The 18,670-nt window shown below is 70.6% G+C and carries 19 protein-coding genes and 4 tRNA genes; 14 read left to right on the forward strand and 9 right to left on the reverse strand.

The genetic code is table 11. The features are described from left to right. The first annotated feature begins 79 nt into the window (after positions 1 to 79). The 4 genes from AB0B50_RS30590 to AB0B50_RS30605 are packed head-to-tail and all read left to right on the forward strand — an operon-like array spanning position 80 to position 3,265. Positions 80 to 487: a hypothetical protein gene (locus AB0B50_RS30590; RefSeq protein ID WP_362338947.1), complete on the forward strand. Its 408-nt coding sequence runs from the start codon at positions 80 to 82 to the stop codon at positions 485 to 487. Between the two features lie 59 nt (positions 488 to 546). Continuing rightward, positions 547 to 1,323, forward strand: a complete 777-nt coding sequence (locus tag AB0B50_RS30595; RefSeq protein WP_362338949.1) for a DsbA family protein — start codon at positions 547 to 549, stop codon at positions 1,321 to 1,323. Then, the gene (locus AB0B50_RS30600) at positions 1,320 to 2,174 is read left to right on the forward strand and encodes a cytochrome c biogenesis CcdA family protein (RefSeq protein WP_362338951.1); all 855 of its coding nucleotides are present in this window, start codon (positions 1,320 to 1,322) and stop codon (positions 2,172 to 2,174) included. Before AB0B50_RS30595 ends, AB0B50_RS30600 begins: the two co-directional genes overlap by 4 nt. 29 nt (positions 2,175 to 2,203) lie before the next feature. Then, positions 2,204 to 3,265, forward strand: coding sequence for an ABC transporter permease (locus tag AB0B50_RS30605; RefSeq protein WP_362338953.1), 1,062 nt, complete (start codon positions 2,204 to 2,206; stop codon positions 3,263 to 3,265). Between the two features lie 81 nt (positions 3,266 to 3,346). Here the strand turns inward: AB0B50_RS30605 and AB0B50_RS30610 are convergent. From AB0B50_RS30610 to AB0B50_RS30625, 4 genes are all read right to left on the reverse strand, one after another. Continuing rightward, positions 3,347 to 3,420, reverse strand: a tRNA-Phe gene (locus tag AB0B50_RS30610). Between the two features lie 25 nt (positions 3,421 to 3,445). Continuing rightward, positions 3,446 to 3,520 (reverse strand) — tRNA-Asp (locus tag AB0B50_RS30615). A gap of 39 nt (positions 3,521 to 3,559) precedes the next feature. Continuing rightward, positions 3,560 to 3,632 (reverse strand) — tRNA-Glu (locus AB0B50_RS30620). 82 nt (positions 3,633 to 3,714) lie between these two features. Beyond that, positions 3,715 to 5,265: a metallophosphoesterase gene (locus AB0B50_RS30625; protein ID WP_362338954.1), complete on the reverse strand. Its 1,551-nt coding sequence runs from the start codon at positions 5,263 to 5,265 to the stop codon at positions 3,715 to 3,717. Positions 5,266 to 5,336: 71 nt separating this feature from the next. Here AB0B50_RS30625 and AB0B50_RS30630 point away from each other — a divergent pair, with 71 nt between their 5' ends. The 7 genes from AB0B50_RS30630 to AB0B50_RS30660 all read left to right on the forward strand — a co-directional run bounded on the left by AB0B50_RS30630 (position 5,337) and on the right by AB0B50_RS30660 (position 13,391). Then, a complete protein-coding gene (locus AB0B50_RS30630; RefSeq protein ID WP_362339115.1) occupies positions 5,337 to 5,687 on the forward strand; it encodes a metallopeptidase family protein in 351 nt (116 codons plus the stop codon). A 241-nt stretch (positions 5,688 to 5,928) separates the two neighbouring features. Further along, complete coding sequence (locus AB0B50_RS30635) at positions 5,929 to 6,474, forward strand: hypothetical protein (protein WP_362338956.1); 546 nt, start codon at positions 5,929 to 5,931, stop codon at positions 6,472 to 6,474. Positions 6,475 to 6,781: 307 nt separating this feature from the next. Continuing rightward, a complete protein-coding gene (locus AB0B50_RS30640) occupies positions 6,782 to 9,079 on the forward strand; it encodes a DEAD/DEAH box helicase (protein WP_362338958.1) in 2,298 nt (765 codons plus the stop codon). 213 nt (positions 9,080 to 9,292) lie between these two features. Next, positions 9,293 to 10,057, forward strand: a complete 765-nt coding sequence (locus tag AB0B50_RS30645; RefSeq protein WP_362338960.1) for a hypothetical protein — start codon at positions 9,293 to 9,295, stop codon at positions 10,055 to 10,057. Between the two features lie 67 nt (positions 10,058 to 10,124). Then, entirely contained in the window at positions 10,125 to 11,681 is a 1,557-nt protein-coding gene (locus AB0B50_RS30650; protein WP_362338962.1) for an amino acid permease, read from the forward strand. A 107-nt stretch (positions 11,682 to 11,788) separates the two neighbouring features. Then, a tRNA-Lys gene (locus tag AB0B50_RS30655) sits at positions 11,789 to 11,864 on the forward strand. Between the two features lie 267 nt (positions 11,865 to 12,131). Beyond that, positions 12,132 to 13,391: an MFS transporter gene (locus AB0B50_RS30660; RefSeq protein ID WP_362338964.1), complete on the forward strand. Its 1,260-nt coding sequence runs from the start codon at positions 12,132 to 12,134 to the stop codon at positions 13,389 to 13,391. A gap of 98 nt (positions 13,392 to 13,489) precedes the next feature. Here the strand turns inward: AB0B50_RS30660 and AB0B50_RS30665 are convergent, their stop codons facing one another. Genes AB0B50_RS30665 through AB0B50_RS30675 form a run of 3 tightly spaced genes read right to left on the reverse strand, consistent with a single transcriptional unit; the run spans position 13,490 to position 15,081 of the window. Then, complete coding sequence (locus tag AB0B50_RS30665) at positions 13,490 to 13,942, reverse strand: hypothetical protein (RefSeq protein WP_362338966.1); 453 nt, start codon at positions 13,940 to 13,942, stop codon at positions 13,490 to 13,492. Between the two features lie 39 nt (positions 13,943 to 13,981). Beyond that, positions 13,982 to 14,692 (reverse strand): phytanoyl-CoA dioxygenase family protein, encoded by a 711-nt coding sequence (locus tag AB0B50_RS30670; protein ID WP_362338967.1) that lies wholly within the window; start codon positions 14,690 to 14,692, stop codon positions 13,982 to 13,984. Then, positions 14,689 to 15,081, reverse strand: a complete 393-nt coding sequence (locus AB0B50_RS30675) for a hypothetical protein (protein WP_362338969.1) — start codon at positions 15,079 to 15,081, stop codon at positions 14,689 to 14,691. The genes AB0B50_RS30670 and AB0B50_RS30675 overlap by 4 nt, the downstream gene beginning before the upstream one ends. Positions 15,082 to 15,245: 164 nt before the next feature. On the opposite strand from AB0B50_RS30675, the gene AB0B50_RS30680 reads away from it, so the two are divergent. Together AB0B50_RS30680 and AB0B50_RS30685 are read left to right on the forward strand one after the other, a co-directional pair. Continuing rightward, a complete protein-coding gene (locus tag AB0B50_RS30680) occupies positions 15,246 to 16,511 on the forward strand; it encodes a helix-turn-helix transcriptional regulator (protein WP_362338971.1) in 1,266 nt (421 codons plus the stop codon). 13 nt (positions 16,512 to 16,524) lie between these two features. Then, entirely contained in the window at positions 16,525 to 17,001 is a 477-nt protein-coding gene (locus tag AB0B50_RS30685; protein WP_362338973.1) for a hypothetical protein, read from the forward strand. A gap of 16 nt (positions 17,002 to 17,017) precedes the next feature. Here AB0B50_RS30685 and AB0B50_RS30690 read toward each other — a convergent pair whose 3' ends face one another. Further along, the gene (locus tag AB0B50_RS30690; RefSeq protein WP_362338974.1) at positions 17,018 to 17,296 is read right to left on the reverse strand and encodes a GntR family transcriptional regulator; all 279 of its coding nucleotides are present in this window, start codon (positions 17,294 to 17,296) and stop codon (positions 17,018 to 17,020) included. A 161-nt stretch (positions 17,297 to 17,457) separates the two neighbouring features. Here AB0B50_RS30690 and AB0B50_RS30695 point away from each other — a divergent pair, with 161 nt between their 5' ends. Beyond that, complete coding sequence (locus AB0B50_RS30695) at positions 17,458 to 17,841, forward strand: hypothetical protein (RefSeq protein ID WP_362338976.1); 384 nt, start codon at positions 17,458 to 17,460, stop codon at positions 17,839 to 17,841. A 246-nt stretch (positions 17,842 to 18,087) separates the two neighbouring features. Here AB0B50_RS30695 and AB0B50_RS30700 read toward each other — a convergent pair whose 3' ends face one another. Continuing rightward, on the reverse strand, positions 18,088 to 18,411 hold the full coding sequence (locus AB0B50_RS30700) for an STAS domain-containing protein (protein WP_362338978.1): 324 nt from the start codon (positions 18,409 to 18,411) through the stop codon (positions 18,088 to 18,090). Positions 18,412 to 18,670: the final 259 nt, after the last annotated feature.

The raw sequence follows: 18,670 nt of genomic DNA on the forward strand, positions 1-18,670 counted from the left end.
CGTCCAGGATCTCACCCGCTCCTCGGCAGTGGCGAACCGATTTCCCGCGGGGCGCCGGGCAGCACGTACGATTCCGGGCATGCCGACCCGCACCCGCACACCCTGGAGCCCCCTCGCGGTGGTCTTCCTCGTCGTGCTCGGGCTCGGGATGTTCTGCGGGCCCGCGGCCGCCGCGCAGCAGCGGGTGGCCACGGCCGCCGAGGCCGCCGGGGTGTTCGCCGCCCACGAGGCCGCCCCTGCCGCTCATGAGGCCGACGCGCAGGGCTCGCCCGGCTGCGGCAAGGGCACCGACCGGGGCGGCGACCAGGCCCCCGGCACTCCGCAGCGCCCCGGAACGGCGTACGAACTGCTGCCCGCGCTGCACGACACCCGCGCGGCGTCCGGCTCCTGGGGCGCCGACCAGGCCGTTCTCCTGGTGGCGCCGGGCCGGGCCCCGCCCGCGCTCACCCCGCCCTCACCGATAGCTCTCTCGATCCTGCGCGTGTAGGAGGCCCCTGACTCAGGGGCCCTTCATCGACGTACAACAGGACAAGAGAGAGCACATCCATGCCCAAGAACGGCAGCAAGAAGACCCAGAACAACAAGAGCCGCAACATCGCCATCGGCGCGGGCGTCGCCGTCGCCGCCGTGCTGCTCGGCGTCGCCTCCTACACCGCGACCAAGCCCGAGGACGCCGGCGGCAGCACGGTGAAGGAGGAGGCCGCGGGCTCGGCTCCCTCCGCCGGGGAGCAGCCCGGCGTCTACCCCGAGCTGGAGAAGCTCGCCCGCCGCGACGCCAAGGACCCGCTCGCCCAGGGGCGCGCGGACGCGCCCGTCGTGATGGTCGAGTACGCCGACTTCAAGTGCGGCTTCTGCGGCAAGTTCGCCCGCGACACCGAGCCGGGCCTCGTGAAGAAGTACGTCGACGAGGGCACCCTGCGCATCGAGTGGCGCAACTTCCCGATCTTCGGCGAGGACTCCGAGCGGGCCGCGCGCGGCGCGTGGGCGGCGGGGCGGCAGGGCCGGTTCTGGCAGTTCCACGAGGCCGCGTACGCCGAGGGTTCCAAGGAGAAGGGCTTCGGCGACGACCGCCTGAAGGAGCTGGCGAAGGACGCCGGGGTCGAGGACGTCGACCGGTTCGTCGCCGACGTGGACAGCGACGCCGCCAAGGCCGCGGTGAAGAAGGACCAGGAGGAGGCGTACGGCCTCGGGGCCACCTCGACGCCGTCCTTCCTGGTCAACGGGCGGCCCATCTCGGGCGCGCAGCCGGACCAGGTCTTCGACCAGGCGATCGAGGCGGCGGCCAAGAGCGCGAAGCCCGCCGGCAAGGGCGGTTCCAAGTGACCGCCGATGTGGGGTACTTCGCCGCGTTCCTCGGCGGGCTGCTCGCTCTGGTGAGTCCGTGCAGCGCGCTGCTGCTGCCCGCCTTCTTCGCGTACTCGATCGACTCGGCCTCGCGCCTGGTCGCGCGGACCGGCATCTTCTACGCCGGGCTCGCGACCACGCTGGTGCCGCTCGGCGCGGCCGGGTCCTTCGCGGGGCGGTTCTTCTTCGGCCACCGCGACCAGCTGGTGCTCGCCGCCGGGTGGCTGATCATCGGGCTCGGTGCGCTGCAGATCCTCGGCATGGGGTTCGCCTCGCGGAAGATGGCCGAGCTTTCGGGGCGGATCAGACCGACCACCGCGTTCTCCGTGTACGCGCTCGGGGCGGTGTACGGGCTCGCCGGGTTCTGCGCGGGACCGATCCTCGGCAGCGTCCTGACGGTCGCCGCGGTGAGCGGGAGTCCGGTGTACGGAGGGCTGCTGCTCGCGGTCTACGGGCTCGGCATGGCCGTGCCGCTCTTCCTGCTCGCGCTGCTCTGGGAGCGGTTCGACCTGGGGCGGCGGCGGTGGCTGCGGGGGCGGACGTTCACGGTGGGGCGCTTCGAACTGCACACGACCTCGCTGCTGTCCGGGCTGTTCTTCATCGGGCTCGGTGCGCTCTTCCTCGCGTACGACGGGACCACCGCGCTGCCCGGTCTGCTCGATGTGGACGACTCGTTCGCGGTGGAGCAGTGGGCGGGGCGGCTCGGGCGGTCGGTGCCGGACGCGGTGCTGCTGATCGGGGTCGTGGCGCTGGTGGGGGTGGTGCTCGCGGTGCGGGGACGGCGGCGGAGCCGTGAGCGGGACGCGGCTGTGGAGGCCCCGGAGGGGTAAGTCCCTTTTGGGTGTTTTAGCGTGGTCGTATGTCTGACCACGGTGATCACGGTGCGCACGGGCGGGTTCCCACGAGGAGCGAGCGGTGGGCCGCCTTCAAGCAGTCGCCGTTCCTGCCCGCGACCGTGCTCGTGTTCATCCTGGCGGCCGCCGCGGGGCTCTTCGCGGGTTCGTACACGTACTCCATGGCGAACCCGACGCCCCACCGGATCCCCACGGCGGTCGTCGGCGCGCAGGACACGGGGCGGGGCAAGGCCTTCCTCGACGGCATGGAGAAGGCGCTGAACGCCTCGCTCGAGGTGCGGCGCTACGACAGCCGGGCGGCGGCTCGGCAGGACGTGGAGGAGCAGCAGGTCTTCGCGATCCTCGATGCGGGTCCTGGCGACAAGGTCACCCTGGACGTCTCGGGGGCGTCCGGGGCCTCGGTCGCGCAGGTGCTCGCGGAGACCGCGCCGAAGGTGGGCGCGGAGGTCGGGGTGCCGGTCACCGTGAAGGACATCAAGCCGCTGCAGGAAGGCGATCCGCGGGGCCTCGCCATCTTCTACATCTCGCTGGCCGCGGTGATCATCGGCTTCGTGGGGGCGATTCAGCTGAGCGTGCACGCGCGGGGGCTGAATCCGGCGGAACGCATCGGCTTCACGGCGCTGTACGCGCTCCTCGGCGCCTTCGTCATCGCGGCGGTCGTGGACTGGTGGCTGGGGGCGGTGGATCTGCCGTTCGTGGAGTCGTGGCTGATCCTGGCGCTGACGATGTTCACCTCGGGCATGGTCTTCACGATGTTCAACACCCTCTTCGGGCGCTGGGCGATGATCCCGACATGGGGCCTGATGGTCCTGCTCGGCAATCCGTCGTCGGGCGGCGCGGTGTCCTGGCCGCTGCTTCCCTCGGTGCTCGGTCACATCGGACGGTGGCTGCCGCCGGGGGCATCGGTGAACGCGCAGCACACGGCGGTGTACTTCGGCGGCCACCAGCACGCGTTCCCGTTCCTGGTCCTGGGCGGATGGGCGCTGGTGGCCTGCACGGTCTTCTGGGTCTGGCGGCATCGGCATCCGGGCGGCCGGGAATCCGCGCCGGCTCATGCGGGGGTGTGAGCGGGGGCGGCCGCGAGCCACCGCCGGTCGCTCCCCGGAAACGCAGAAGCCCCGCCGGTGAGGCGGGGCTTCTGGAAGAAGTGGCTGGGGCCGGGATCGAACCGGCGACCTATCGCTTTTCAGGCGATCGCTCGTACCAACTGAGCTACCCAGCCACGCGATTCACAAAGGAATCGCAAGCGGTCCTGACGGGATTTGAACCCGCGGCCTCCACCTTGACAGGGTGGCGAGCACTCCAAACTGCTCCACAGGACCAAGCGTTGTGCGAGCACCAGTCTCGCACAAGGTGTTGCGTGCCCCCAACGGGATTCGAACCCGTGCTACCGCCTTGAAAGGGCGGCGTCCTGGGCCACTAGACGATGAGGGCTAAGAGGCCCGCCGTGTGCGCCTCGCAGCGCGTCGGGGACGTGAGAAGCATATGGGATGTGGGGAGCTATCGCCAAAACGGTTTAGGGGGAGGGCTTCGGCGAGGACGGCGACGGGGTCGCTCCGGGCTGGTTCTCCTTGGGCAGATGCCGGCTGACCTCCGCCTTCGTGAGCCCCAGACCGCCGAGTTCGATCTCGTCCCAGGCCTGCAGCCGCTTGGTCGTGCGGTCCAGGTAGAGGATCGACGCCTCGACCGGGTCGGGGTACTTGCCCTCGACCGCCCGCAGCCCGCTGCCGCCCGTCGACCCCTCGACGCGCAGCCGCGTGCCCTTGTCCATGACCTCCATCTCCTGATGGTGGACATGCCCCGCCAGGGCGAGCGGCACCTCCCCGTCCGTCTCGCGCGCCGCCGTCGGGTTGTGCGCGATCGCCACGTCGACCGGCGTACCCGCGGCCCGCTCGGCGCGCAGGGCCGACGCGAGACGGATGCCCGCCATGTTCTGGACGGCGTCGCTCCCCCGCTTCACCGAGCGGTCAGGGGTGTACTGCGGGTCGCCGATGCCGGCGAAGCGCAGGCCCGCGACGGTCTCGGCCTTGCCGTCGTCGAGCACGTGCACGTTCTTGAAGCGCTCCAGATAGCGCTGGGTGGTGTGCGAGTCGTGGTTGCCGCGCACCCACACGTACGGCACGCCCAGGTCCTCGATCGGGTCGAGGAAGGCGTTCTCGGTGGCCGAGCCGTGGTCCATGGTGTCGCCGGAGTCGACGATGACGTCGATCTCGTACTGCTCGACGAGAGAGGCGATGATCCGCCAGCTCGCCGGATTGAGGTGGATGTCCGAGACGTGCAGGACCCTCATCGTGGTGGGGTCCGGTTGGTACGTGGGGAGCGTGGACGTCACGTCGTAGAGCTTCGTGACGTTGGTGACCAGGCGTGCCAACTCCTGTTGGTAGACGTCGAATTCGCTCACGATGCTGCGGGCGTTGCCGACGACGGAAGGGGCGCTGCTGAGCAGTCCCGAGAACTTCGGTTCCAGGACCGACTTCGGGTTCCAGGTGGCGTACGCGGCCGCGCCCGACGCCGCCAGCAGGGCGAGGGCGAGCCCGCCGGCCGCGAGTGCGCGGCGCGGGCGGCGGTAGACGGCGAGACCGAGCGCGGTGGCGCCCGAGACGACGGCGACGCAGGAGCGCACGGCCAGGTCGAGCGTGCCGTGGCCGACGTCGCGCACGACCTCGTCCTGGAGCCCCGAGAGCCGCTCGGGATGGTCGACCAGGGCCTGGGAGCGCACCGGGTCCAGGCGGTCCACGTCGACGTCCAGGCGGATGGGGGCCGTGTGGGAGCGGAGCTCCAGGGCGCCCAGCGGCGAGACGTTGATCTTCGTGCCGCCGGAGACGGACGGGCGCAGCGCCATCCGGGTGTCCATCGGGCCGACCGGCGCGCGCACGCTGCCCACGATGAGCAGGCCCAGCCAGGCGCCGAGCAGCACGACCGCGATCAGGCCGAGGGCGCGGGCGTAGGGGTGGGGTGTGCTGACCAGCTCGGTGGTGGGGTGGGTGCGGCGAGCGCGGTAGTGGCCTACGAGGGCGGTGCCCACCCTTCGTACGCCCTGGAGAACGACTGTGAAGTCGCGGGCCATTGGTCCCGTATGCCCAATTGGGAGGACGGGTATGCCGGGACGGAGGCGGTGGCGTGGCCGACAATGGGGGCGTGCTGGAGATGACGCGCGAGGAGTTCGAGGAACTGGTCGCCGAGGCGCTCGACCGGATTCCTCCGGAGCTGACTCGGCTGATGGACAACGTGGCCGTCTTCGTCGAGGACGAGCCGCCCGCCGACGATCCCGAGCTGCTCGGGCTCTACGAGGGGACGCCGCTGACCGACCGGGGCGAGTGGTACGCGGGTGTCCTGCCGGACCGCATCACGATCTACCGGGGGCCGACGCTCCGGATGTGCGAGTCGCGCGAGGACGTGGTCGCCGAGACGGAGATCACCGTGGTGCACGAGGTGGCCCACCACTTCGGGATCGACGATGCCAGGCTGCACGCGCTCGGGTACGGGTGAGGCTCGCGGGGCGGGTGAGGCTCGCGCTTCGGGTGGGCCGGGGTTCGGGTGGGCTTGCGGGGTGGGTGAGCCGGGGTGCGGGTGGGGCTTGCGAGGTGGGTGAGTCCCGGGCACGCGTGAGCGAGGGCGTCCGCCCTGGTGTGCGGGGCGGTGCGGGCTGGGGTGGACGTCCGTGTCCTCTTGCGGGCCGCGGGAGTTGGGCAGTGCGTCCCGATTCTCAGCGCCTCGGAGGTGCTCGGCCGTGCGCCAGTTGTACGTTCCCGTCCGTTGGGCCGCGGTCGCGGTGGCCGTCGCGGCGTCCGCGGGCTGCATGAGCATCAGTGACGACGGGAACGCCCCTGGGCCCGATCGCTCCGCGGGGCAGCGCAGCGGGGCGGCCGCGCCCGACGGCGGTCCGGTGACGCAGGGCGGTGACCTCGCCTCCGGCGGTGAGCGGGGGCAGGGCCGCGGGCGGGGCAAGGGCAAGGGCGGCGACAAGGCCGAGCCGAGCGCGAGCGAGTCCGCCTCGGGGGCCGCGAAGCCCTCGGCGTCCTCGTCGGCATCGGCCTCGGCGGAGCCGTCGAAGCCGGGCAAGCCGGGGAAGCCGTCGCCGACCCGGCCGAAGCCGGCCCCGACGAAGACCAGTGCGACGCCCACTCCGCCGAAGCCCACGCCGCCGGACCCGACGCCGGACCCGACCACCCCGGAGCCGTCGTCGTCCGAGGGCTCGGGGCAGGACGCCCAGCTGCAGCGGCGGGACGACGAGATCGCGGGGCGCGAGCCTTCGCCTCAGGCGGGGCCTCGGTAGCCGCCGGTTCGTCGGTAGTCGCCGGTAGCCGCCGGTCCGTCGTCAGCCGCTGGTCTGCCGGTAGCCGCCGGTTCGCCGGTAGGCGTCGTCGCAGGTGGAGGGGGCTCCGGGGAGGGCGGTTTGCCATTTGGGGTGGAGGGTGCGTATGGTGGTAGATCGTTTGATCCCATTTGCCCGGCGCCGCCACAGAAGAGCGCCGCGTGGCGCGTACTCTCCCTTGCCGTGGCTGACCGCATAGAGGCGGTCCATTGCGAAATCACGGAGTTGACGGGCGCGTGCCGAGACTCCGGAAGGTTTCGCATTTCGCATGTCCATTTCCAGTTCTGACCACGCCGTCCTGCCCGAGAACGAGACCGTCGAGATCGTCGAGTCCGTCGGGAACGACGCCGTAGACGCCGTCGTCGTCGCCGACGCCGTCGAGACCGTCGAGTCCATCGAGGCCACGGACGTCACCGAGGTCACCACCGACGCCGACGCCGAAGCCGTAGAGGCCGACGCCGACGCCGAGCCCGAGATCACCTTCGGCGACCTCGGTCTGCCCGACGGTGTCGTCCGCAAGCTCGCGCGCAACGGCGTGCACACCCCCTTCCCGATCCAGGCCGCGACCATCCCGGACGCCCTGGCCGGCAAGGACATCCTCGGCCGCGGCCGCACCGGCTCCGGCAAGACCCTCTCCTTCGGTCTGCCGACCCTGGCGCGTCTCGCCGACGGCTACACCGAGAAGAAGAAGCCCCGCGCGGTCATCCTGACCCCGACCCGCGAGCTGGCGATGCAGGTCGCCGACGCCCTCCAGCCCTACGGCGACGTCCTCGGCCTGAAGATGAAGGTCGTCTGCGGCGGTACGTCGATGGGCAACCAGATCTACGCCCTGGAGCGCGGCGTCGACATCCTCGTCGCCACCCCCGGCCGTCTGCGCGACATCATCAACCGCGGCGCCTGCTCCCTGGAGAACGTCGAGGTCGCCGTCCTCGACGAGGCCGACCAGATGTCCGACCTGGGCTTCCTGCCCGAGGTCACCGAGCTGCTCGACCAGGTCCCGGCCGGCGGCCAGCGCATGCTGTTCTCGGCCACGATGGAGAACGAGATCTCCACGCTGGTCAAGCGCTACCTGAACAACCCGGTGACGCACGAGGTCGACGCCGCCCAGGGCGCCGTCACGACCATGACGCACCACATCCTGATCGTGAAGCCCCGCGACAAGGCGCCGGTCACCGCCGCGATCGCCGCGCGCAAGGGCCGCACCATCATCTTCGTCCGCACCCAGCTGGGCGCCGACCGCATCGCGGAGCAGCTGCGCGACGCCGGTGTGAAGGCCGACGCGCTGCACGGCGGCATGACGCAGGGCGCCCGTACGCGGACGCTGGCGGACTTCAAGGACGGCTACGTCAACGCGCTCGTGGCGACGGACGTGGCCGCGCGCGGCATCCACGTCGACGGCATCGACCTCGTTCTGAACGTGGACCCGGCCGGCGACCACAAGGACTACCTGCACCGCTCCGGCCGTACCGCTCGCGCGGGCCGCTCCGGCACGGTCGTGTCCCTCTCGCTCCCGCACCAGCGCCGCCAGATCTTCCGCCTGATGGAGGACGCGGGCGTCGACGCCTCGCGCCACATCATCAACGGCGGCGGCACCTTCGACCCGGAGGTCGCCGAGATCACCGGCGCCCGTTCGATGACCGAGGTGCAGGCCGACTCCGCGGGCAACGCCGCGACCCAGGCCGAGCGCGAGGTCAAGGACCTCACCAAGGAGCTGGAGCGCGCCACCCGTCGCGCCGCCGAGCTGCGCGAGGAGGCCGACCGCCTCACCGCGCGGGCCGCCCGTGAGCGCGGTGACGACCCGGAGGTCGCGGTCGCCGAGGCCGCTGCCGCTGCCGAGGCCGTCGTCGAGGCCGCCGCCTCGGTTCCGGAGCAGCCGGTGGCCGAGCGTGCCGAGCGCTTCGAGCGTCCGGCTCGCGAGGAGCGTTCCTCTTCGTACGAGAACCGCCGTCCGCAGCGTGACGAGCGGGGCAACTACGAGCGCGACCGCCGTGGCGACCGTGGCGGCTTCAACCGCGACGACCGTCGTGACGACCGCGGTGGTCGTTCCTTCGAGCGTCGTGACGACAACCGCGGTGGCGGCTTCCGCCGTGACGACAACCGTGGCGGTGGCTTCCGCCGTGACGACAACCGTGGTGGCGGCTTCAACCGCGACCGCCGTGACGACCGTCGTGACGACCGCGGTGGCCGTTCCTTCGAGCGTCGTGACGACCGCGGTGGTCGTTCCTTCGAGCGTCGTGACGACAACCGTGGTGGCGGCTTCAACCGCGACCGTCGTGACGACAACCGTGGCGGTGGCTTCCGCCGTGACGACAACCGTGGTGGCGGCTTCAACCGCGACCGTCGTGACGACAACCGCGGTGGCGGCTTCCGTCGCGACGACCGCCCCTCCGGCGGCCACCGCGGCAGCGACCGTCCGTTCAACCGTGACCGCCGCGACGACCGCCCGGCCGGCGGCCACCGCGCCGGTGGCCACGACCGCCCGTCGTACAACCGCCGCGACGACCGCTCCGGCACGGGTTCGTTCGGCCGCCGCGACGACAAGCCGCGCTGGAAGCGCAACGGCTGACCTGTAGTCAGGACCGCCTGAACGAAGGGCCCGCACGACGTTTTCGTCGTGCGGGCCCTTCGGCGTATCCGGTCCGTCGTGCGGGCCCCGGCGTATCCGGCGTGTGAGGCACATCAGGATCGCTCGATGTGTCGCTGTCAGTACCCGCTGTTACTGTCGAGCTTGATCGAGGTGAGGTCCGGTGGGGAGCCGGATCGACAGGGAGGGGACCCCATGGTTCGTCATGTCTTCGTACGCTGCGCGGTCGCGGTCGCGGTCGCCGTCGCGCTCGGCTCATCGGCCGTCGTCGCCACGCCGTTGGCGGCCGTGGCGGCGGAGAACCGGCCGCCGGAGCAGCCGGTTCTGTCCGAGCTCGCGACAGGGGACAAGGGCTGTGTCAGCGGCGCGGAGAGACCGTATGTCCGTACGCGACCGCAGCTGAGAGCGGTGCTCCGCGATCCGGACGCGCAGCCGGTCTCCGCGGAGTTCGAGGTCTCCTGGAAGGACGGTGACGGACAGACGCAGGTGCGTTCCGTCCAGACGATCGCCAAGGGAAGCGGGTCGACGTTCAGCTGGACCGTTCCGTCGGACGTGCCCGCGTTCACCGAGGTGGGCTGGCGCGTGCGGGCGTCGGACGGCTCTGCTCGGGGGCCTTGGAGCGCCGACGGAAGCAAGGGCGCCTGTGAGTTCGTCTACGACAACAAGGCGCCGGAGAAGCCTTCGGTGTCGTCGCCGGAGTACCCCGACGACGACGCGTGGCACGGCGGCGTGGGCGTCCGCGGCACGTTCACGGTCGATTCCTCCTCCGAGGACACGGTGGCGTACGTCTACACCTTCACGGGCGGGACTCCGCAGACGGTTGAGCCCGAACTGCCCGGCGGCAAGGCCGAGTTCAGCTGGATTCCGGGGCGGGCGGCCCCGATGACGCTCTCCGTCCAGGCCCAGGACCGGGCGGGGAACAGGAGCGAGCCGACGACCTACCGGTTCCGGGTGGCGTAGGGGCGTAAGCCCGCCGCCCACGGGAAGCGGCGCATGTCGTGCCCCTGGCGAGGGAATCGCTGGGGGCATGACAAATGAATCCCGTGGAGCGCCCAACTCGCCGCCGCCTCAAGCGGGTTCGGACGAGGAGCGGCTCGCACAGCTCGGCTACACGCAGGTCCTCGCGCGCCGGATGTCGGCGTTCTCCAACTACGCGGTCTCGTTCACGATCATCTCCGTGCTGTCCGGGTGCCTCACCATGTACCTGTTCGGGATGAACACCGGTGGCCCCGCCCTGATCACCTGGGGGTGGGTCGCGGTCGGGCTGATGACGTTGTTCGTGGGGCTCGCCATGGCCGAGATCTGTTCCGCGTATCCCACCTCCGCCGGGCTCTACTTCTGGGCGCACCGGCTCGCGCCCGCCCGTTCGGCAGCCGCGTGGGCGTGGTTCACCGGGTGGTTCAACGTCCTCGGACAGGTCGCCGTGACCGCCGGGATCGACTTCGGCGCGGCGTCGTTCCTCGGCGCGTATCTGAACCTGCAGTTCGGCTTCGAGGTCACCGAGGGGCGCACCATCCTGCTCTTCGCCGCGATCCTCGTCCTGCACGGGCTGCTCAACACCTTCGGCGTGCGCATCGTCGGGCTGCTCAACAGCGTCAGCGTCTGGTGGCACGTCCTCGGGGTCGCCGTCATCGTCGGCGCGCTCGCGTTCTCGCCGGACTCGCACCAGTCGGCGTCCTTCGTCTTCACCGAGTTCGTGAACAACACCGGGTGGGGCAGCGGTCTGTACGTCGTGCTCATCGGGCTGCTCATGGCGCAGTACACCTTCACCGGCTACGACGCCTCCGCGCACATGACCGAGGAGACCCACGACGCCTCGACCGCGGGCCCGCGCGGCATCGTCCGCTCCATCTGGACGTCCTGGATCGCGGGCTTCGTGCTGCTGCTCGGCTTCACCTTCGCCATCCAGTCCTACGACGGCGCGCGCGAGTCGCCGACGGGCGCGCCGCCCGCCCAGATCCTGCTCGACGCGCTGGGGGCGACGGCCGGCAAGCTGCTCCTGCTCGTCGTCATCGGCGCCCAGCTCTTCTGCGGCATGGCGTCCGTCACCGCCAACTCCCGCATGATCTACGCCTTTTCGCGGGACGGAGCGCTGCCTTTCTCGCACGTCTGGCACTCCGTCAGCCCGCGCACACGGACGCCCGTGGCCGCGGTCTGGCTCGCCGCGCTCGGCGCGCTGGTGCTCGGCCTGCCGTATCTGATCAATGTCACGGCGTACGCGGCGGTGACGTCGATCGCCGTCATCGGGCTCTACATCGCGTACGTCGTACCGACCCTGCTGAGGCTGCGCAAGGGCGACGCCTTCGAGCGCGGGCCCTGGCACCTGGGGCGCTGGTCACGCCCCGTGGGGATCGTCGCGGTGGCGTGGGTCGGCGTGATCACGGTCCTGTTCATGCTGCCGCAGGTCTCGCCGGTCACCTGGGAGACCTTCAACTACGCCCCGATCGCGGTGCTCGTCGTCCTCGGCTCCGCGTCGGCCTGGTGGTTCGCCTCGGCACGGCACTGGTTCCTCAACCCCGAGCACGAGCGCACGCGGGCGCGCGACGCGGCGCGGGCGGGGCTTCCGGAACCCCGTGATCCGTAACCCCTCCGGACATCTCCGGACAATCTCCGGACTCTCTCCGGCCCTCGACGGCGATACCCGATCGGACGGCGGGGCCCATCCCGCTATGCTCGGGGGTGCACCGACGGGGACCGTTAGCTCAATTGGCAGAGCAGTGGACTTTTAATCCATTGGTTCAGGGTTCGAGCCCCTGACGGTCCACCAGGAAGACAGCCCCTGACCTGCGGCGAAAGCCGGAAGTCGGGGGCTGACCTCGTCTCAGTGATCATTTGCTGGCCCCCTGCTGGCCCGAGAGGAACTAGCGAGGCGCGAGTCGTACGCCGGTGCAGTTCTGTTGCGGGGGTGAGCCCTGCCACGTTCGCGTGAGGTGTCCGGGAACAGGGCGTCCGCTGGGGCCCGCGGGCCTAGGGTTGGCGCCGGTTCGGCGGGGGCGCCTGCCTCCGGTCCCGTACGGCTCGCCCCGGAGGGTGCATGGGTTACCTGCGACTGCTGCGGCAGCGCTCCGTCCTGGTGCTGTGGCTCGCACAGAGCCTGTCCGTCCTCGGGGATCGGCTGTACGCGCTCGCGGTCATGTGGGTCGTCTACGCCTCAACCGGCTCGGCATCGCTCATGGGCCTTGTCGCGGTCGTCGAATCGCTGCCCTACATCGTGCTCGGGACGGCGGGGCGTCACGTCGTGGCGCGGTTCTCGACGTTCGGGCGGCTGGCCCGGGTCGACGCCGCGCGGGCGCTGGTCGCAGTCTCGCTGCCATTCCTGTGGTCGCCGGACCCGTGGGGCGTGGCGCTGCTGCTTGTCGGCGTGCTGCTGCTCGGGAGCCTCGGGGCGCTGTTCGATCCGAACCTCGGCGCCCTGGTGCCCGACCTCGTCGAGCCCGAGCGGGTGCAGCACGTCACGGGCCTGTTCGACCTCACGGGGCGTATCGCCCGGATCGCGGGCCCGGCAAGTATCGGCCTGCTCCTGCTCGCTGTCTCCGAGGTGCAGCTCTTCGCGCTGAACGGCGTGACGTTCGCGGTGTCGTCGGTGGCTCTCGGGTGGCTGGCCCGGCGGTACGCCGCGGCGGTCGGCGGGGGAGCGGTCGAGCGACCCGGTAAGGCGCGGCCCGCGGTTCGCGCGTGGCCGGTGGTACGGGCTCACCCTCGCGTCGGTCTGGCGGTCGGGCTGCACGGCGTCGCCCTGTTCTGCTCCGCCGTGACGGCGGTCGGTATGCCCGCGCTGCTCGCCACTCGGTACGGCGCTGGGGCGGCCGTCTACGGTCTGGTGACGGCCGCTGTGGGCGTCGGGGCGCTGCTGGGTAACCCGCTCGCCAGTAGCCGCCGTTCGGGCGGCTGGCTGGCCGTGTACTGCGGCGCATGGGCGTTGCAGGGCGTCGCGACGGCATGCATGGGGTTGGTGCTGAACCTGCCCGCGCTGCTGCTGCTCGCCCTCGTCAGCGGTCTGGTCACCCCGGCGACGAGCGTCACCCTGCGGGCGCACCTCGGGGCGTTCGAGCCTGCCGAGCGGCTGCGGCTGATGTCCGTGGACCAGACCGTCATCCGTACCGGCGGCACGGCCGGAATGCTGCTGCTGCCGTTCCTGGTCGATGCCTCACCGCGCGGTGCGTTCGTCGTGGGCGGGGTCATGGTGGCGGGCTCGGCGCTCGCCGCACTCGTCGTTTCCTCTCGGGTGCTGCGGCCCGACGCTGCCCTGCCGTTGCCCGCATCGGCACGAGGTAGCGCGGTGGCTGCGGAGTAGCGGCAGACGTGCCCCGGCCCCCGCCGCGTGATGCAGACGCGACAGGGGCCGAGGTGCTTGCGGTGTGGCCGCTTGCGCAGGCGGCCGACTCCGAGCGGCTATGTGGACGGCTGCTCGGGCTTCCACTGGGCCGCCTCAAGCGCGAGCCAGTGCTCTACGGTGACGTTCTCGAAGGGGATTCCGATCTGGCCGTAGATGCGGGTATGCATGGCGCCGAACCAGGAGCCGCGCCGGTCGTCGAAGAACGCGCGGTCGTACCAGGCGACGCCGAGGATGATCGTCCCGCCGCCGTTCTCGTTGTCCGGGTCGGCCTCGAAGTACGTGCATTCCCAGTCCCAGAGCATCTGCTCTTCGGGGCGGGAGCGCAGCCGGTCGTCGCTGTCGCGCAGGTGCGCGATGCACCGCTCGACGGTGGCGGCGTCGGGGCAGTAGTACCGGCAGTCGCTGAACGCGATGACCTTCTTACTGCCCCGGCGTGCAGGGTCGGCGTCCTCTCCGGTGAGGACGCGGACGCGGGTGATCGGTGGGGCGCTGGTTTCGAGGGTGGTCACGGGTGGTGCTCCTCTCGATCTCGGGTGGTGCCTTGTGGGTCACCAGTCCGACCCGGTGAGCGGGTACAGGCTGGGGCTGTGGGGGCCGCTCGGGCGGATCGCGCCGGGAGCGACGTAGCGGACGTTCAAGCCGACGCGAGCGCCGACGGTCATGTTGCTGTCGGATCGGTGAATCAGTCGGACGTCCATCAGGCAGGCTTGTCCGGCATCGAGCGGAAGCCACACACCCCGTTCATGCGGGGTGTTGGGCATGCCCTGTACGCCGAGCGCCTTGCCGCGCCGTGCGTCGCTCTCCTCGCGGCCGTAGTCGAGGTATCCGGCGGCGTGCGAGCCAGGGACTACTTGCAAGCAGCCGTTGATGGTGGTCGCGTCGGTCACGGCCAGCCATGCGGCGACGGAGAGTTCGGGGTCGAGTTGCATGCGCGGGTTGGTCCCGTCTTGATGCCACGGCACGGTGAAGTCCCGACCGGGCCACTTGATCATCAAGAAGGTGTTCTCGACAGCGACCGAACCGCCGATCGTCTCCTGTACGACCCTGAGCAGGTCCGGGGAGCGCACGGCGTGCGCGGCCCAGTCGAAGAGCAGGTGAGCGCCGCGTACGACCTCGGTCTGTCCGGCACGGTGCTCGGTGATGATCTCGGCAGCACGGGCGCGGGCGCGACCGTTGGTATTCCACTCCAGACCGGTGCGGTAGCCGCTCTCCCCGAGCGGGCTCGGCCCCGCGTAGCGGATCTCTGCGGTATGGCTCACCCTTCCGCGTCCTCTCCCGTGACGACGGCGGCGACCAACGACTCGGCGAGGTCGTCCGTAAGGGTGTGAGCGGGCCCGTCCGCCGGGTCGTGGAGCCACCGCAGGAGGCCACGCCAACCGGGCGGAGCGAGGACAACCCAGGATCCTGAGCCGAGCGCCTGAGTACCGTCCTGCTGCCACTCCTGAGCGGTGCCGGGCGGGGTGAGGAAGTACGCCTGCCCATTGCACGAGTCGTGCAGCACAGGACCGACGGGAACGCCGCGCGCCTCCAGATCGCGGACCGCGCGCATTCCAACGTCGGCCGGTACGCGTACGACGTCCCAATCCTCCCCAGCCGCAAGTAGCTTCGGCCTGTCGAGGTCACGGGGCCATGCGGGTCTGCGCTGCATCACTGCTGCTTTCTCCTCGGGTATGAACGCGAGGAGATGAGGGAACCGCGCAGGGCAGTGGGCGAACCAGCGATGATGCGCAGGGCTCATGCGCGTATGCGTCGGACGCATTTCCGCGCTCGCAAACCCGGTGCGCGGTACCTACCGTTGAGGGGCAGGCACGCATGGACTGGTCGGACACCGCTGCGAGAGAGGCGTCGAGCGCTGGCGACTACGGACGGGTGCTCGAACTCGCCCGGCGTGCAGTGCGGATGACACAAAGACAGCTCGGCGACGTCATCGGCTTATCGCAGTCCGCGGTATCCCGAATGGAGAAGCGGGGCGTCGGTACCTACGACATGAACACCCTCGCGAGAGCCGCCCACCACCTCGGCATTCCGCCCGGATTGGTCGGCCTCGCCGACAGCGGCGCGGCTCCAGCCGCGCCTATGGAAGGGCTCAACTCAGTGGAACGGCGCAAGTTCCTCGGCGGGGCACTCGTCACGGTGGCGGCCCCCGTGCTCGGTGCAGCGGCGCCCGCGCCTCTCGAATGGGGTGCGAGCCAAGCTGACGTCCTGCGTGTCGCGACCACCGCGTACCGGCGCATGGACGCCACCGCGTCGGCGCGTCAACTCGCGGACACCGTGCAAGGACACATGCGCCTCGTACAGACTGTCGCGAGCCAGGCGCCCGACCAGTCATCGCGCGCCCAACTCGCGGCCGTGGGAAGCGAAGTCGCGAGCCTTGCCGGGTGGTTGTCCTGGGACATGGCCGACGCTGGTTCGGCGCGAACCTGGTACGGCGGGGCGATCAAGGCGGCTCGACGCTCGGGCGACCGGTTGCTCATCGCGTATCAGCAGGGCAGCCTCGCGCAGTTCGAGATCGAGGCGGGCAACGTCGCGCAAGGGTTGAGCCTGATCCGTACGGCTCGGCGGCAGCTCGGCGGCGAGGGTCCGGCCATCGCCGCGGCGTGGCTGTCGTCCGTGGAGGCGGTAGCGCACGCCACGGGTGGCGATGAGCGGGCAGCCGAACGGGCACTGCGCGCCAGTGCGGCCGAGGTCGAGCAGATGCCGGGCGAGGAACCGCCCCCGTGGCCTTGGGTGTTCGCGTTCGACCTCCGCAAGGTGGCAGCGGCGCGGGTCACCTGCGGTGCGCGCCTGGCACGGCCCCGGTGGGTGCTCAGCTCGCTCGACGATGCCACCGCCGCACTGTCCTCGAACCATGAGAAGCAACGGGCGTTGCTCGGCCTCGATGTGGCGAGCGGACACATGGCCTCAGGGCACCTTGACACAGCGTTCGCGCTCGCTACGCGCTCGCTCGACGTAGGGCTGCGGTTGCGTTCCGGTCGTGTGGTCGAGCGAGCCCGGTCGTTCCGGCGCAGCTACTCGTCGGCGACCCCGCCCACGATCGTCCGCGAGTTCGACACGCGGCTGCACGACGCCTACCTATGACCGAGAGGGAGACATGAGAGTCGGGATCACGGGACACCGCGGACTGGCTGGCGAGGTCGAGCGGCAGGTACGCCGTGCCTTGGCCGAGGCGGTCGAGGCTTACGAAGCTGCCGAGTTGGTCGGCGTGAGCTGCATCGCGGACGGGCCCGACGCATGGTTCGCGCAGGCCGTACTCGACCACGGCGGCAGGGTCGAGGTCGTGATTCCCGCCGAGCAATACCGCGCCGACCTTCCTGACTGGCACCACCCCACGTACGACGATCTGCTGCGCCGGGCGTCGGCCGTGCACCGAACCGGCCTCGACGGGTCCGACTCGGACGCGCACATGAGGGGCAGCGAACTACTCGTCGACCAGGCCGACGAACTGCTCGCGGTCTGGGACGGTCAGCCCGCCCGCGGCTACGGAGGCACGGCCGACGTCGTCACCTACGCCGAAGGTAAGGGCGTGCCCGTACGGGTGCTCTGGCCTGAGGGAGCGACGCGCGACTGACGACTGCGGGGTGCGCTCACTCGCTCGGCGTCTGGCCCTCGGGCTTCTGCTTGGCGACGTACGTGCCTCTGCCCGGTACCGCGTACACGAGTCCTGCCTCGGCGAGGACAGCGATGGAGCGGCGGACCGTCGGGCGGGAAAGGTCGTACTCGTCGGCGAGGGCGTTCTCACCGGGAATGGCGCGGTCGGGCTGCCAGTCGCCCCGCTCTATGCGGGCCCGCAGGATCGCTGCGAGTTGCTGAAACGGCGCCGTGGGCGCATCGCGCTCCACCTGGTCATCCGGCCCGTACTCCATGGGCCGAAGGTATCCGGCCGGTCTCGGAGCAGCATTCCCTGACAGGCTCATACAAGCCTTTACAGGCTTTTACAGGTAGGGCTAGGTTCGGCCCACGAAAGACCCCCGCGACGCGGCGAACGTCCGGGGGCGTGGCCCATCAGCCCTAGGAGCTGACGAACGTGACCGACCTTATCGCGCGCCTTGTAGCGCGCCTGCTGTGCTTACTGCTCTTCCCTGCCGACGGGCGGCCCCGCACCACCCTGGTTCCGGGACCGGTGCTTACCCCCGATCAGCCGCCCCGGCCCGCGCTGTCCGAGCACAAGAGCCCGTACGCCCGTGAGGCTGCCGAGCACCGGCCCTTCGTGGACACGATCAACCCAGTGCGTCCCTACGTCACCGCACCTCTTCGCAGGTGCCCAGATGATCCGAAGCGGGTGGAACAGGCACAGCACCGTTGGGAACTGGAGATGCACGAGCGTGGCTTCGACGTGGGCCCGACCGTGATTCACGGCGTGCACATCCGGCCTGGTGGCCGCACGCTGCGGGTGGCGGTGGGCGTGTGAGCTCCTCCGTGTGCTGCCGCTGTGAGCGGGCAACGCTCGCCCCCGTCGCCGTGCGTCACATCGAGCGGCCGACCGGACCCGGTGTGACGCTGTACGCCTGCCCTGACTGTGCCCCGCACCTGGCCCCCGGCCCTCTCCCCCTCGCCGTCGAAATGGCCCCGCCGAGGCGCGGCTGACCCTGCCGCCCCTGCCCCGCCCGGATTCATTCCGGGCGGGGCATCTCAATGTCCGGCGTCAGGCCTCGGGCTAGCGGGTGAAGGGCAAGAGATCACGAATTCCGGATCGGTCCAGAGTCTTGCGGACGCAGGAACTCGCCGACGTGAGAGCGAGACTGCCGCCCACGTGGCTAGCAGCGTGCCGCATCCCGAGCAGGGTGTAGAGGCTTCCGCTGTCGCAGTACGTGATCCCGTCGAGGTCGAGCAGCAGATGCCGGTGCCCTGCCTCCAGTTCACGCACCACGGTGTCGGTGAGCTTGCCGATGTTGATGATGTCCAGTTCCCCGAAGAGGGTGAGCGTGAGAAACGCGGGGCTGCCGCCGGAGGAAGTCTCACGGATGGCCAATCGTTCCATGGTTCCACTCTTGCATGCCGCAAAGGCGGGAGAGCTGGGCCGATGGGCACGCGGAAGCGGCCGACTGGTACCCATCCGCGTGCCCCAAGTAGCCGCATTGGTAGGCCATTTGGGACGTGCCAGTGCGTCGAGGGAGTCGAGACGCTGTCATCAGGCGGAGGAACGCAGCTCGATCTCCCGCCGAGTTGCCGTCGGCAGCTCCGCCAGAGGGGCGGTCCCGAAGAGTCCCTCCCGGTCCTTGCAGCATCGTCTCGGGGAG

The organism is Streptomyces sp. NPDC041068 (assembly GCF_040647455.1).
GTDB lineage: Bacteria > Actinomycetota > Actinomycetes > Streptomycetales > Streptomycetaceae > Streptomyces.

Bases quoted from the DNA above. Each gene is read 5' to 3' on its own strand.
- AB0B50_RS30590 (WP_362338947.1), top strand. From the start codon at position 80: ATGCCGACCCGCACCCGCACACCCTGGAGCCCCCTCGCGGTGGTCTTC.
- AB0B50_RS30595 (WP_362338949.1), top strand. From the start codon at position 547: ATGCCCAAGAACGGCAGCAAGAAGACCCAGAACAACAAGAGCCGCAAC.
- AB0B50_RS30605 (WP_362338953.1), top strand. From the start codon at position 2,204: ATGTCTGACCACGGTGATCACGGTGCGCACGGGCGGGTTCCCACGAGG.
- AB0B50_RS30625 (WP_362338954.1), bottom strand. From the start codon at position 5,265: ATGGCCCGCGACTTCACAGTCGTTCTCCAGGGCGTACGAAGGGTGGGC.
- AB0B50_RS30640 (WP_362338958.1), top strand. From the start codon at position 6,782: ATGTCCATTTCCAGTTCTGACCACGCCGTCCTGCCCGAGAACGAGACC.
- AB0B50_RS30645 (WP_362338960.1), top strand. From the start codon at position 9,293: ATGGTTCGTCATGTCTTCGTACGCTGCGCGGTCGCGGTCGCGGTCGCC.
- AB0B50_RS30650 (WP_362338962.1), top strand. From the start codon at position 10,125: ATGACAAATGAATCCCGTGGAGCGCCCAACTCGCCGCCGCCTCAAGCG.
- AB0B50_RS30660 (WP_362338964.1), top strand. From the start codon at position 12,132: ATGGGTTACCTGCGACTGCTGCGGCAGCGCTCCGTCCTGGTGCTGTGG.
- AB0B50_RS30675 (WP_362338969.1), bottom strand. From the start codon at position 15,081: ATGCAGCGCAGACCCGCATGGCCCCGTGACCTCGACAGGCCGAAGCTA.
- AB0B50_RS30680 (WP_362338971.1), top strand. From the start codon at position 15,246: ATGGACTGGTCGGACACCGCTGCGAGAGAGGCGTCGAGCGCTGGCGAC.
- AB0B50_RS30685 (WP_362338973.1), top strand. From the start codon at position 16,525: ATGAGAGTCGGGATCACGGGACACCGCGGACTGGCTGGCGAGGTCGAG.
- AB0B50_RS30690 (WP_362338974.1), bottom strand. From the start codon at position 17,296: ATGGAGTACGGGCCGGATGACCAGGTGGAGCGCGATGCGCCCACGGCG.
- AB0B50_RS30700 (WP_362338978.1), bottom strand. From the start codon at position 18,411: ATGGAACGATTGGCCATCCGTGAGACTTCCTCCGGCGGCAGCCCCGCG.